Source organism: Paraburkholderia sp. RL17-373-BIF-A, assembly GCF_046030175.1.
Taxonomy (GTDB): Bacteria; Pseudomonadota; Gammaproteobacteria; order Burkholderiales; family Burkholderiaceae; genus Paraburkholderia.
On the sequence record NZ_JARESO010000055.1, the window covers coordinates 42,962 to 55,039 of the forward strand.

The following is a 12,078-nucleotide window of genomic DNA, read 5'->3' on the forward strand; positions in this document are numbered from 1 at the left end:
CGCATAGGACGGACGCACCGCGTTCTGCGTGAACCGCGAGTGCGCTGAAGACCGGCGCGCAACGGGGACGACCAGCCATCGTAGTCGCCAGGCTATGACACTCGGATGAAACCGCCCGGTGCGGACAGTTTCGTGCTCCCACATCTGCATTGCAAATCAGATGATTGACAGCTTGGTAGACCGATATATATCATTTGAAAAAGACCAAACGCATCTCATAAAATCAGTCATTCAGAAGTCATTTTTTAATATGCATTTCGATATGCGGCGCAGCTAGAAATAAATACCGAAAGGCGTGTGCGGTGAACTTCGCGCACGTTCAAATAGTTGATTTTTATAACTTTTGGCGACCAAAAACCAAACTAAGGGCAGATTCCAGGCTTTCCGCCTTTAAACACACTTCAATTTCACAACCAGACCGCCGGCATTAACAGCAGGCGGCGGGGATTCGCGCGCCCCTAGCTGCGCTTCGGACTGAGTCATATTGCCATGAATACGAAAAAGAAATACACGGCGGCAACGTTATTGATCACGGCACTGCTGGGCGGTTGCACGTCAATGGACGGCGCGATGTCCTCGACCTCGGATTTCCTCGACACCACTGGCGACGTCCTGAGCGGCGATTTCCGCGGATTGACGGCCGCACAGCGGACCACGATGACCGAGATGGCCGTCGACTGGAAGCAGAATGAAAATAACGCGAAGAAGAAATGGGACGAGCGCCGGCTGGTCGTGACCGGTATCGTCACGCGCGTCACGCATTCCGACGGGTTTGTCGGAAAGCCGGGCAAGTATGTGATCGTGTTCAAGGAGCCGTCCAATCCGAAGTGCATCGGCGTGGCGACGACCCGCGATGATCTGATGGTGAACGACAAGCGGACCTCGGTGTACAAAACCGGGGACCGCATCGACGTAACCGGCGTGCTGCAGACACGCGCGGACGTCGACTCCGATGGCGCCGCTTGCCATTTCGCATTTGAACATGCGAGTTTCGCGTTGAATACCGCCCCGCGCTGAGGCAATCACCAGCGACGGCAAGCGCGCCGAAGCGTTGCCGGCGCATGTATTCCATCATGGATCATGCGACCGGCGGCGAACCACCACTCACGTCTGCGGATTCGTGTCGTCCGTGGGCTGGGTGTTGTCGGCGACGTCCTGCTTGTCGTCGTCTTTCTTTTCCATCATTGATTCCAGCTTGCCGGCGCCTTCAAAACCGGCGATAGCGGCGATGCCTTTCGTCAGCAAGCCCGCTTCCGGATCCACTTTTTCTGCCGCTTCAACGGCGGCGATCGCCCCCGCAATCTTTCCTGCTTCGTCCAAGAGTCCCATGTCGCTCTCCTCGAGAAAAAGTGAGTTTGCATCGTCTCACGATCTCGACGCCTTGTCGTCAAATGTAAAACCGAAATGACGATTAGCTGACGCCGCGCAGAGACGCGACGAACTTTACGTTTAGTAAGCGTGACGGCTATCGTTTGGGCGGTTGCGGATTATTCGCCGGATTGGTATCGAATCTGGAGACGCGTTGTATTCCGTCTTCACGGACCAACTGCAATAGTTCGTTCTCCATGTTATCGGCGACATCTTTGCCGTAGACCTCGTCGCCATTCACATAGACAGTAAACGATTGCAGGTACTTCGCCTTCTTCTCCGGGTTCTCGATCGTCTCGCGGGTCCATTGATAGAGCGGATAGTTTTCCGTACCCCGCTGCTCTGCTTCGCTCACGTAGTCGGCGAAGGCATCGAACTGGCATTTCAACGTTGCGTCGTGCCTGCGCAGAACATCGCGAAGCACGCTATGCGAAGCACACGTCGGGTCAGCACGTAACATGTCGGCAAATTCGGGCGAGACGGTGATCCGTAGCTGGAATTGCAACGCGGGTTCCATACTCGCCTCGGTGTCGGCATTCATGAACGCTCAGTCCTTATCCGCGGAATGCGCGGCAACCTTTTCTTCGATCCGCGCAATCTCGTGCCCCTGCACTGGCTTGCCGAGCAGAAAGCCTTGAGCATGCGTGCATCCGCATACGCGCACGAAATCCAGTTGCTCTTGCGTCTCGATGCCTTCCGCCGTAGTCGGCATGCCGATTTCCCGCGCCAACGCCACGATGCCACGCACCACTGCCGCCGATTCCCGACGATGCACGGACTCCTTGACGAACGAGCTATCGATCTTGAGCTTGTCGAACGAAAAGCGCACGAGCGTCGACATCGTCGAGAAGCCGGTGCCGAAATCGTCGAGCGCGAGACCGATGCCCAACGCGCGCAGCCTCCCGACGTTGCGCCGGGTCACGACATCGTCGTTCAGCAGCACCGTTTCGGTGACCTCGATATTCAGGCGCTGCGGCGGAAGCTTCGTCTTGCGAAGAATTCCCGCAACGACCGACGCAAACGACTCCTCCCGCAATTGCACCGGCGACACATTCACGGCGACGGTTACCCTGTCGCGCCAGGTCACCGCCTCCTGGCACGATTGCAGTAAAGCCCATTCGCCCAACAACAGAATGAGGCCCGTACGTTCGGCGGTAGGAATGAAGGCGGAAGGGGAAAGCTCGCCGCGCGTGGGATGGGTCCAGCGCATCAGCGCCTCGCGGCCGGACACCGCACCGCTGCTGAGATCGATGATGGGCTGGTACTCCATGCGCAAACCGCTGAACGAGTGCAGCGCGCCTTCGAGGTCGCTGCGCAGAAGGCTCAGGCTTTCATCCGACGCGTGTTTCGCAGCATCGAAAATAGCGTATGCGCTTTTGCCGCTGCGTTTCACGGCATACAAGGCGCGATCGGCACAAATCAGCAGTTGCGGGCCGGTCCTCGCGTGTTCGGGATAGAGCGAGACGCCCACGCTCGCGCCGATATGCACCAGCGCCTCGCGTAGCGCGAACGGGCGCGCCAGCGTCTTTACGATGCGGTCCGCCAGATTGCGGACGTCGCGCGCCTGCCCCGTACCATCGGAAAGCGCCACGAACTCGTCGCCGGCCAGACGTCCGACGAGATCGCCGCTCGGCAACACCTCACGCAAGCGGATTGCCGCTTCCTGAAGAATCTGATCTCCGGCGGCATGGCCCAGGCTGTCATTGATGGCCTTGAAACCGTCCAGGTCGATCAGTAGAACAGCGAACGATTTATCGTTGCGTAGCGCGCCCATCTCCGTGCGCTCGAGCAGCAGTTCACTGATTCGCGCGCGATTGGGCAAACCGGTGAGGCTGTCGTGATGCGCGAGCCGGTGGCTGTTTTCCCGCGCCAGAAGCAACGCGACTGTGTCGCGATTGCTGCGCAGCGCAACCGTAAAGAAGCCGGCAGCGCAGAACGGCGCCTGAAAAAGCAACACGAGTTTGCCGGAGCCGGGAGACAGTGCCGCGCCGAGAGCCAACAGCCCAAGAATGAAGGTGATTTGCAGCAGTACGAGCCGCGGCGTGCCCGCATTACGTCCGGCCAGTCCGCCGATAACGCCCACTGCGCAGACGTTGCCGAGCAGGAAAAGTGTTTGGTCTCCGCTAATGTTGCACAGCAAGGTGCCGTACCCGAACAGCGCGCTCCAGAGCAGGCTCGCGAACAGAAACGCGGAGGTCGGTGTCGGCTGACCGTTGGCGCTGCGCGAGCAGCACAACCAGATTAACGCGAGCCGCGCGATCAGCAATGCAATAACGGCGCAGCCCCAACTCGCGTAAAGGGCCTTGGGATAAAGGTAATAAGCGGTGGCGCAGACGCTGATTTCGCAAATCGACGCGAATACGATCGACGCGGTCCGCGTGAACAGATTGGCAAGCAATATCTGCCGATTGTCCGCGCTCAGATCCTGAGAGGAAGAGACGACCCACTTAAAAAATGGAGACCCTGGTTCGCTGAAAGCCATGACCTACGCATTTTTGATGGTTGATGAATCGAAACCCGCGCGTATGGCGATTATTACGTAAACATTGAGGATCGGGTTAATTCGACTGAGGAAACACGCCGTCTCCGTCCATGAGGAAAAAATTACGTATGGCGTGGTCATCTGTGCGCGCGTTTAACGGCGCATGTGCCAAGGTCAGGCACTTTTCGACGTATTCACGCAGAACGGCAATGGCGGCCGAACTCGATGAGATTTACCGTGCGCCACGCGGCCTGCGCTTGGTCCGCGCCTCTTCGCGCTGAACATCGGCGTGCTCGCGGATCATATCGATCAGCGCCCGTAACCCGGCAGGCACGTGACGACGGCCGGGATAGTACAAACACAGGCCGTCCAGCGGCGGAGTCCAGTCTTCCAGCACGCGCACCAGCGTGCCCGCCTGCAGATCCGCGGCGACATTCCATTCGGTCAGATAAGTCACGCCGAGGCCGGCGCGCGCCGCTTCCAGCATCAGACCCGGTTCGTCGAGCGTCAGCGCGCCTTTTCCGTCGATACGCACCGTCTCGCCGCGGCGCTCGAATTCCCAATGGTAGATCGCGCCGCTCGGCATGCGCGTGCGGATGCAGCGGTGCGCGAGCAGATCGGCGGGCACGCGCGGCGCTTTGTGCTGCGCGAAATAAACGGGACTGCCAACGACGGCGAAGCGTTGCTTAGCGCCGAACGGCACCGCGATCATGTCCTGCGGGACCGTTTCGGCCAGACGGATACCCGCATCGAAACCTTCGACGACGATGTCGATCAGCCTGCCCTCGGTCACGAGATCGAGTTTCATGTCGGGATAGCGCGCCAGAAACGCGATGAACAGCGGCATGGCTTGCCTCGCCGCGCCGACCGACGCATTGATGCGCAGCGTGCCCGACAACGTGTCGCGAAAGCTGCCGGCCTGCTCGATCGCGACGCGGATCGTCGAGAGCGCGGGCGCCACGCTGTCGACGAATTGAGCGCCCGCTTCCGACAGCGACACGCTGCGCGTCGTGCGATTGAAGAGCCGTACGCCGATGCGCGCTTCGAGCGCCGCAACCGAGTGACTGAGCGCGGAGGTCGACACACCGAGCTCGGTCGCCGCCGCCCGAAAGCTGCGATGGCGCGCGACGGCCAGAATGGCCTCCAGCTCACCCAAACCCGAAGTTTTCATTGTCCCAAGTCGCTCAACGTGACGTGCTTGATTGTACGGCTAGTCAACGCAATGCCGGCGGTCTATCGTGATTCGTTCGAAGCCTTCTTTGGAGCAAGCATGCAAATCATCGACAAGATTTATATCGACGGCGCGTTCGTCACGCCGCATGGCAGCGAAATGTTCGATCTCTTCAATCCGGCGACGGAGCAGGTGATCGGCCAGGTGCGCCTCGCCGACGCGCAAGACGCACGCGACGCCATCGCCGCCGCGAAACGCGCGTTTCCCGCCTTCTCGCGCACCAGCCCGCGTGAACGCATCGACATGCTAAAGCGCATGCATGAAGCCGTCGTGGCAAAAGAAGACGAGCTTTACGAAGCGATCACCGAAGAATATGGCGCGCCGGTGTCGCGTGGCCGCTGGATGGCGCAGCATGCGAGCAGCGTCCTGCTCGAAGCGGCGAAGGTCTTGCAGGACTACGCATTCACGCGCCGCGCGGGCAGCGCGGAGGTCGTGATGCAACCGTTGGGCGTCGCGGGTCTGATCACGCCGTGGAATAGCGATGCGGGCTTCATCTGCGGCAAGCTCGCCGCCGCTCTCGCTGCGGGCTGCACGGCTGTTATCAAGCCGAGCGAGATGAGCGCGATCCAGACGCGCATCGTGACCGAGGCGCTGCACGAAGCGGGCCTGCCTGCGGGCGTGTTCAATATCGTGACGGGGCGCGGCGACATCGTAGGCGCGGAGATCAGTTCGCACCCCGATGTCGCGAAGCTGTCGTTCACCGGTTCCACGGCGGTCGGCAAAACGATTCTGCGCACGGCATCCGACACGCTCAAGCGCGTGACGCTCGAACTCGGCGGCAAGTCGCCCGTGATCGTGCTCGACGACGCGGACTTCGACGAAGCGGTGCCGCTCGCCATTCAGGCCGGCTTCATGAATAGCGGTCAGGCGTGCATCGCGGGCACTCGCATTCTGGTGCCGCGACAACGGCTCGCGGAGTTCGAAACGCGCGTGCAGGAAGAGGTCGCGCGCAGCCAGTCAGGCGACCCGCGCGATCCGCAAACGACGGTCGGCCCGATGGTCAGCCAGAAGCAGTGGGAACGCGTGCAGCGTTATATCGGCATCGGCATAGAGGAAGGCGCGCGCCTGATCGCGGGCGGCCAGGGACGGCCGGATGGCGTGAACGCAGGTTGGTTCGTGCGCCCGACCGTTTTCAGCGATGTCACGAACGACATGACGATTGCGCGTGAGGAGATTTTCGGCCCGGTGCTGTCGATCATCGGCTATCGCGACACCGAAGAGGCAATCGCGATCGCTAACGATACCAGCTACGGCTTGCAGGCCTATGTGTTGTCGCGGGACAGGCAACGCGCGCATGAGGTCGCGTCGCGGATCGATGCGGGACGCGTCCTTGTCAACACACTGGCGCATGAGCCGGCTGCGCCGTTCGGCGGCTTCAAGCAATCCGGGATTGGGCGTGAATACGGTACGTTCGGTCTGGAAGCGTTTCTGGAGCCGAAGTCGGTGCTGGGTGTTCTCTGATTGGCCACCGCCGCCCCCCGGGAGCCTCGCGAGTCGAGGATCGATGTACGATGCCGTATAGTGGATGCACCGCTGATCTCCAGCGGCCTACCCGCAGATCGGCGCGATGGGGGACTCCAGAATGACAGTCGCAAATACATCGATGAACGGCTCTCACGGGCCCGTGCCAGAGTCGCTGCAGACATTGGTCGAGTATCTCGAACTCTCGCTCGACAAGGCGTCGAGCGTGGTCATGACGCGCCACACGACCGACGTTTGCACCGTCTACCTGGGCGACCCGGCCGGTCTGATCGAGGAAATGAAGAAGCTCGGCACGATTGCCATCCCGCTCGCCAATGAGATGCTGGAACTGACCCGCTCGGGCGTCAACGAGATGGAGATCGGCGGCCAGGCCTATCGCTTTGTACGCACTTTCACGCAGGTCGAGGACGCCGCAGCGGTCGTTTTTTCGGCGGCGTAGGCGGCGGTGTGTCATGGTTGCATGGCGGTTTGCACGGCGCGTCGGCGTGACTGGTCCGCAACAACGGAAGCGGCCGTCGCGGCGCACTTTCCGGCCCGCCGTTGACGCCATGGCGATCCGCCGCGTTATACTCTGCTAATGGATACGAAGCCGATCACGCTGATTTGTTGGTGGCGCGCCTGACTTAGGCGGCCCGTTTCCACTCGACCATCGAAACGTGATGCCGCCAGTCCTGGCGGCATTTTTGTTTGTGTGCGCTGACGGCTGGTGGTATCGACAAACGCACAACCCCAGACCATGACAGACGCAAAACCGCTCACGACCCAGCCTATTATCCTCACCGGCGACCGCACGACCGGCCCGCTGCACCTTGGCCACTACATCGGCTCGTTGCGCTCGCGCGTGCAGCTTCAGCACGAAGCGCAGCAGTTTCTCCTGCTTGCCGACGCGCAGGCCATGACCGACAACGTCGGCCGGCACCAGAAAGTCACGGAAAACGTCATCGAGGTGGCGCTCGACTATCTCGCGGTCGGCATCGACCCGGCGAAGTCGACCATCGTCATTCAGTCGCAGGTGCCCGAGCTGGCGGAACTGTCCCAGTACCTGCTTAATCTCGTGACGGTCGCGCGCCTCGAGCGCAATCCGACCATCAAGGCGGAAATCGTGCTGCGCGGTTTCGAGCGGGATATCCCCGCCGGCTTTCTGACGTACCCGGTCAGCCAAGCCGCCGACATCACCGCGTTCAAGGCGACGCGCGTACCTGTCGGTGACGACCAGTTGCCGATGATCGAACAAACCAACGAACTGGTGCGCCGTTTCAACAACACGGTCGATCAACAGGTGCTGGTCGAATGCGAAGCCGTGCTCTCGCACGTTGCGCGGCTGCCAGGCATCGACGGCAAAGCCAAGATGAGCAAGTCGCTGGGGAACGCAATCACACTGGGCGCGACGCCGGACGAAATCACCAAGGCCGTGAACAACATGTACACCGACCCTAACCATCTGCGCGTCAATGATCCGGGCCAGGTGGAAGGCAATGTTGTGTTCGCGTTCCTCGACGCGTTCGAGCCGGACGTCCCGATGGTCGACGAACTCAAAGCGCACTACCGCCGCGGCGGCCTTGGCGACAGCGTGGTCAAGCGTGTGCTCAACGAACGACTGCAGTCGATGATCGCCCCCATCCGGGAGCGCCGCCGCGAGTTCGAAGCCGATCGCGCGGAGGTGCTGAACGTCCTGCGCCGCGGGACGATGCGCGCGCGGGAAGTGGCGGGTGCGACGGTATCCGAGGTGAAAGCTGCGCTTGGCCTGAATTACTTTCAGAACTGAGCGACTGGCGGCGGAGCGGCGTTTTGTCTCCGCGCGCCGGCCGAACGAACCGCGCTGCAGCGTGTATTTCGACCGAACGGGTTCTATGATAGGACGCAGTTACTGTCGATAGCGGAGCGACGCGTCCGTCCGTGTCTGCGTGCTTCTCTACGTTCACGCTGGCTGTCGCCCGGGAGATTGACATGAGCAACGCGATGCAGGTCGTCAAAGACGCATACGCCGCCTTTGGCCGGGGCGATATTGACGCGCTGCTGGCGCTGATTCCCGGTGACATTGACTGGCGAGTGGTGGGGCCCGCCAGTCTCCCGTATGCCACCCAATGTCGCACGCGCGCGGACGTGCAGCAATATTTCGATGACCTCTTTTCGGCTGAGGAAATTACCCGCCTCGAGCCTCGTGAATTCATCGATGCGGGCGAGCACATTATCGTACTCGGCTTTGTCGCGTCGACCATCAAGGCGACAGGCAAATCGTTCGAATCAGAATGGGTGCATATCTTCACAGTCAAAGACGGTCTGGTGACCCGTTGGCTGGAGTTCTTTGATACAGCCGCGCGCCCTTAGCCTTGAACGTCCCGGCTCGGGTCGATCAGCCTTCACGCTAGCGAACCACGCTTGTTTGATGACGTGGTTCGCCCTGTGGTTAGGAGCCTTCCTTGCCCGGCCTATGATTTGCCCTTGAGCGTGAATGGCGCCAGCAGAGACTGCACATCGATCTGCTGCCCCTGAAGCAGAAGCAGCCTGGCGTGAAGCACCGTGTTTTCGAGAACCAGCTTGGCGGTGCTCAGGAGGTACAGCGCATGGATGTCCGACACCGACATGTTGCCGGCCTCGACCTGGTGGTGGCGCTCGACCAGAGAAGTCATCACCAGACGCCTGAGTTCCTGCTCTCCGAAAGGAAGATCGGCGTAGTCGATCGGGTCGTCGGCTTCGACCTCTCGCAGCATGTCAACAAGCGCTTCTGTGCTCACTTCCATGTTTCGGCTCCCACGTTATCGGTTAGGAACAGCATCGCCAGACTGCGTCGTGCAATGTTCTTAGACTAACGGGTCTATTTGGGGGAGTCCAGTGTGAAGGGGCCACTTTATGCGATCTATGCAACGCTGAATGCTGAAGGTGGCCACCGCAGTCACGCCCGCACAGACCTGCGCTATGTCTTTCCACTCCAGGTAACCGACGGCCTTACCGTCACGTCGCTTTACTCCTGGTTACTTTCGCCCGCGTACTCGCGGGTGCTTTGTTCTTCTTCAAATGAGTCTGGTTATACTCAATAGCGGCGCGGACGAGATTTTTTAGCGCGCGCGCATTGACCTTATCGCCTTCCAAAAAATCGATCGCTCGTCGCGCGTTGCCTTCGAGACCCGCATTGAAGAGCTTGTCAGGATCCGCGATGCTCGCCCCGTGCGCAAAGGTAACCTTCACCTTCCCTTTGTGCGCATTGGCGACCGCGATCATGCCGTCGCGAGACCACACCGGGCTTCCCATCCACTTCCATTCCTCGATTATCTCCGGGTCGGACTCAAGGATGACCTTGCGGACACTCGCGAACGTTTTGCCACGCCAGTCCGTTAGTCCGGCGATCAGCTCGTCAATACGTTCCGATGCGTCTATTGGATCTTTATTCATCGATTCTGGTCCCCTTTTATACGGCCACAATGGGAGGTAGCGACTGCATCGCTTAATGAGCGCTCAGAAAAGCACGCCGCGACCGTACGGCATTGGCATTCGATCACCTACGGCAATCGTCTGGAATATAAGCACTGAGATCGTGTGTGAGTCAAGCGGGACCAACGATCCGCCGTAACGAACGCGGACAACACGTGGTTCGCCCTCTATGACTCGAGATACGGCGTGCCGTCCTTATGCACGAACCGGCCATCGGCGTTGGCGCTCATCATGTCGATATCGGAGCAGGTGGTGAGGTCATCCGGATTACGCGAGCCCACCTCCAGATAAACCGCCATCGCGGAGGAATGGTTGATCAGATGATGGCCGTTGCCGGTCTCTCGCGCAAACGTCGCACAATCGCCCGCGCGCAGTAGCGTCTCGCCGTCGTCTTCGATAAGCGTCACTTCGCCCTCAAGCACATAAACGAACTCGTCCTCGTGGCTGTGCCAGTGACGCTGGCTGGACCAACCGCCGGGCGGCAAGGTCATGAGATTGACGCCGAAATCGCGAAGCCCACCCGCCTCGCCCAGACGCTTGCGCGTACGTGCAGCACAAGGCGCGTCGAATGGCGGCGGATAACCCGAGCCATTCAGTGCGGGCACAGTGGCGAGATCGACCTTGGGCATGCTGGCTCCTTGTGTCGTTTGAAGACGCGTGGAAGGAAAGTCGCAAGTGCGCCAATCCGCAGCGGGATATGCCAACCGATTCTCTACGATTTCCCGCGACATGTCGAATGAGGGAAATCAGCGCGTGTGTCTCGCCGACAATTGGTATCCTGTCAGACTGAACCAACGGACCATGCGATGAAAAAACCAACGAAACTGGCGCTTCTTGCGCTGGCATTCACGATGTTCGGTCTGTACAAGTTATTTGTCGTGTTCCAGTATGCTCAATCCGGCTGTATCCAGTTTCGAACTCATCGAACATGCAGCTACGAAAACGCGGAGAATTTCCAAAGCCTGTTCGACCTCGAACTGATGTTCGCATGCGGTTGGGCTGCGGGTGCAGTGGTCTGCTGGATGGTCGCTGCGCAGGCGCAAAAGAAGGAGCGGTGAGTTCTTCAGGTTTTAAGCAGGCTCCATTCCCTGACTCAGCTTGGCTCGATCGCATTGTGACGAAGCCAGAAAAGAAAGGAACGCCTTCGCGACATGTTTCTTCGCGGATGCCGTACATATGCCGGCTGAAAAGACGGTCACGATCTGAGCTTCCGCAGGCATAGGGCCGATGACATCGATTCCCGGCAAGTGCATTAATTCGCTCAACTGCTGAAAACCCAACTCGACTTCCCCGCGTGCAACCAGTGCGCCGACCGGAACACCGGGCGGTGCCTGTACGATCCGCGATGCGAGCGCGTCGGCAATGCCCCAGCGCTCGAACAAACGGCTCAGGTGCGAACCGCTGGGTCCCGTCGAATACCCGATACTGCGCGCGGCGAGAACGGCGTCGCGAAGCGCCGCCTCAGTGCCGACATCGGGTCGCGGCGCCCCGGCTGCCATCGCGATTGCCACCCCGGAACGAGCCACGTCGACCCGGCTGCCCGAAACGACATGGCCGGCGGCCTCCAGCCGATCAATCACATCGGCAGCCAGTACGACAAAGTCGAACCCGTCGCCGTTCTCGACGCGACGGGCGGCATCGACACCGCCAACAGACCTGACGACCACAGGCTGCCCCGTTAGTCGCTCATAGTCCTGGACCGCCTCGGCGAGCACCTGGCGCGTGGCCATCGACGAGATGCCAGTGAGCTGCTCACTCATGGTTTCTCTGCCTCTCAATCGATGTAACGCAGCCCGGCCTGTTTTAGCGGCTCGCGCATGCTGTACATATCGAGGCCGAGCACACCCGAAGCCAGCTTCGCACGCTTCCCGCCTTCGTTGGCTTCGCGCGCCGCGGCCTTGTCGAGCACCTTCCGCGCCGACGCAGCGGGGACCACCACCACGCCGTCTTCATTCGCGACGACGACATCGCCCGGATTCACCAGCGCCCCGGCGCATACCACCGGAATGTTCACCGAACCGAGCGTCGCCTTGACCGTCCCTTTGGCCGAGATCGCCTTGCTCCACACGGGGAATTTCATCTCCGC

At 60.4% G+C, this 12,078-nt stretch carries 15 protein-coding genes; 6 read left to right on the top strand and 9 right to left on the bottom strand.

The genetic code is table 11. The features are described from left to right. Positions 1–489: 489 nt before the first annotated feature. Complete coding sequence (locus tag P0D80_RS39210) at positions 490–1,017, top strand: hypothetical protein (RefSeq protein WP_408177322.1); 528 nt, start codon at positions 490–492, stop codon at positions 1,015–1,017. An 87-nt stretch (positions 1,018–1,104) separates the two neighbouring features. Here P0D80_RS39210 and P0D80_RS39215 read toward each other — a convergent pair whose 3' ends face one another. From P0D80_RS39215 to P0D80_RS39230, 4 genes are all read right to left on the bottom strand, one after another. Then, positions 1,105–1,329 (bottom strand): hypothetical protein, encoded by a 225-nt coding sequence (locus P0D80_RS39215; RefSeq protein WP_132378974.1) that lies wholly within the window; start codon positions 1,327–1,329, stop codon positions 1,105–1,107. Between the two features lie 136 nt (positions 1,330–1,465). Next, positions 1,466–1,885, bottom strand: a complete 420-nt coding sequence (locus tag P0D80_RS39220) for a hypothetical protein (RefSeq protein ID WP_408291786.1) — start codon at positions 1,883–1,885, stop codon at positions 1,466–1,468. Positions 1,886–1,915: 30 nt separating this feature from the next. After that, a complete protein-coding gene (locus P0D80_RS39225) occupies positions 1,916–3,850 on the bottom strand; it encodes a putative bifunctional diguanylate cyclase/phosphodiesterase (RefSeq protein ID WP_408291770.1) in 1,935 nt (644 codons plus the stop codon). 232 nt (positions 3,851–4,082) lie between these two features. Beyond that, positions 4,083–5,021, bottom strand: coding sequence for a LysR family transcriptional regulator (locus P0D80_RS39230; RefSeq protein WP_408177326.1), 939 nt, complete (start codon positions 5,019–5,021; stop codon positions 4,083–4,085). A 99-nt stretch (positions 5,022–5,120) separates the two neighbouring features. On the opposite strand from P0D80_RS39230, the gene P0D80_RS39235 reads away from it, so the two are divergent. From P0D80_RS39235 to P0D80_RS39250, 4 genes are all read left to right on the top strand, one after another. Continuing rightward, positions 5,121–6,542, top strand: a complete 1,422-nt coding sequence (locus P0D80_RS39235; protein WP_408177327.1) for an aldehyde dehydrogenase family protein — start codon at positions 5,121–5,123, stop codon at positions 6,540–6,542. Between the two features lie 121 nt (positions 6,543–6,663). Further along, entirely contained in the window at positions 6,664–7,002 is a 339-nt protein-coding gene (locus tag P0D80_RS39240) for a hypothetical protein (protein WP_408177328.1), read from the top strand. Positions 7,003–7,299: 297 nt separating this feature from the next. Next, positions 7,300–8,328 carry a tryptophan--tRNA ligase gene (gene trpS / locus P0D80_RS39245; protein ID WP_408291773.1) on the top strand — a complete coding sequence of 343 codons (1,029 nt, stop codon included), beginning with the start codon at positions 7,300–7,302 and terminating at the stop codon, positions 8,326–8,328. A gap of 182 nt (positions 8,329–8,510) precedes the next feature. Continuing rightward, positions 8,511–8,891 (top strand): nuclear transport factor 2 family protein, encoded by a 381-nt coding sequence (locus tag P0D80_RS39250; RefSeq protein ID WP_408291775.1) that lies wholly within the window; start codon positions 8,511–8,513, stop codon positions 8,889–8,891. Between the two features lie 101 nt (positions 8,892–8,992). Here the strand turns inward: P0D80_RS39250 and P0D80_RS39255 are convergent, their stop codons facing one another. From P0D80_RS39255 to P0D80_RS39265, 3 genes are all read right to left on the bottom strand, one after another. Further along, positions 8,993–9,304 (bottom strand): hypothetical protein, encoded by a 312-nt coding sequence (locus P0D80_RS39255; RefSeq protein WP_132378986.1) that lies wholly within the window; start codon positions 9,302–9,304, stop codon positions 8,993–8,995. A 211-nt stretch (positions 9,305–9,515) separates the two neighbouring features. Next, positions 9,516–9,953: a DUF1801 domain-containing protein gene (locus P0D80_RS39260; RefSeq protein WP_408177332.1), complete on the bottom strand. Its 438-nt coding sequence runs from the start codon at positions 9,951–9,953 to the stop codon at positions 9,516–9,518. Positions 9,954–10,159: 206 nt separating this feature from the next. Further along, positions 10,160–10,621, bottom strand: a complete 462-nt coding sequence (locus P0D80_RS39265) for a cupin domain-containing protein (protein ID WP_408291778.1) — start codon at positions 10,619–10,621, stop codon at positions 10,160–10,162. 177 nt (positions 10,622–10,798) lie between these two features. Here P0D80_RS39265 and P0D80_RS39270 point away from each other — a divergent pair, with 177 nt between their 5' ends. After that, positions 10,799–11,050, top strand: coding sequence for a hypothetical protein (locus tag P0D80_RS39270; RefSeq protein ID WP_408291780.1), 252 nt, complete (start codon positions 10,799–10,801; stop codon positions 11,048–11,050). A 12-nt stretch (positions 11,051–11,062) separates the two neighbouring features. Here P0D80_RS39270 and P0D80_RS39275 read toward each other — a convergent pair whose 3' ends face one another. Together P0D80_RS39275 and P0D80_RS39280 are read right to left on the bottom strand one after the other, a co-directional pair. Continuing rightward, complete coding sequence (locus P0D80_RS39275) at positions 11,063–11,752, bottom strand: substrate-binding domain-containing protein (RefSeq protein WP_408291782.1); 690 nt, start codon at positions 11,750–11,752, stop codon at positions 11,063–11,065. Positions 11,753–11,766: 14 nt separating this feature from the next. Then, a partial coding sequence (locus P0D80_RS39280) for an RraA family protein (RefSeq protein ID WP_459252770.1) occupies positions 11,767–12,078 on the bottom strand: 312 nt, incomplete at its 5' end.

Coding starts and splice junctions, on each gene's coding strand:
- P0D80_RS39210 (WP_408177322.1), top strand. CDS start 490: ATGAATACGAAAAAGAAATACACGGCGGCAACGTTATTGATCACGGCA.
- P0D80_RS39215 (WP_132378974.1), bottom strand. CDS start 1,329: ATGGGACTCTTGGACGAAGCAGGAAAGATTGCGGGGGCGATCGCCGCC.
- P0D80_RS39220 (WP_408291786.1), bottom strand. CDS start 1,885: ATGGAACCCGCGTTGCAATTCCAGCTACGGATCACCGTCTCGCCCGAA.
- P0D80_RS39225 (WP_408291770.1), bottom strand. CDS start 3,850: ATGGCTTTCAGCGAACCAGGGTCTCCATTTTTTAAGTGGGTCGTCTCT.
- P0D80_RS39230 (WP_408177326.1), bottom strand. CDS start 5,021: ATGAAAACTTCGGGTTTGGGTGAGCTGGAGGCCATTCTGGCCGTCGCG.
- P0D80_RS39235 (WP_408177327.1), top strand. CDS start 5,121: ATGCAAATCATCGACAAGATTTATATCGACGGCGCGTTCGTCACGCCG.
- P0D80_RS39240 (WP_408177328.1), top strand. CDS start 6,664: ATGACAGTCGCAAATACATCGATGAACGGCTCTCACGGGCCCGTGCCA.
- trpS (WP_408291773.1), top strand. CDS start 7,300: ATGACAGACGCAAAACCGCTCACGACCCAGCCTATTATCCTCACCGGC.
- P0D80_RS39250 (WP_408291775.1), top strand. CDS start 8,511: ATGAGCAACGCGATGCAGGTCGTCAAAGACGCATACGCCGCCTTTGGC.
- P0D80_RS39255 (WP_132378986.1), bottom strand. CDS start 9,304: ATGGAAGTGAGCACAGAAGCGCTTGTTGACATGCTGCGAGAGGTCGAA.
- P0D80_RS39260 (WP_408177332.1), bottom strand. CDS start 9,953: ATGAATAAAGATCCAATAGACGCATCGGAACGTATTGACGAGCTGATC.
- P0D80_RS39265 (WP_408291778.1), bottom strand. CDS start 10,621: ATGCCCAAGGTCGATCTCGCCACTGTGCCCGCACTGAATGGCTCGGGT.
- P0D80_RS39270 (WP_408291780.1), top strand. CDS start 10,799: ATGAAAAAACCAACGAAACTGGCGCTTCTTGCGCTGGCATTCACGATG.
- P0D80_RS39275 (WP_408291782.1), bottom strand. CDS start 11,752: ATGAGTGAGCAGCTCACTGGCATCTCGTCGATGGCCACGCGCCAGGTG.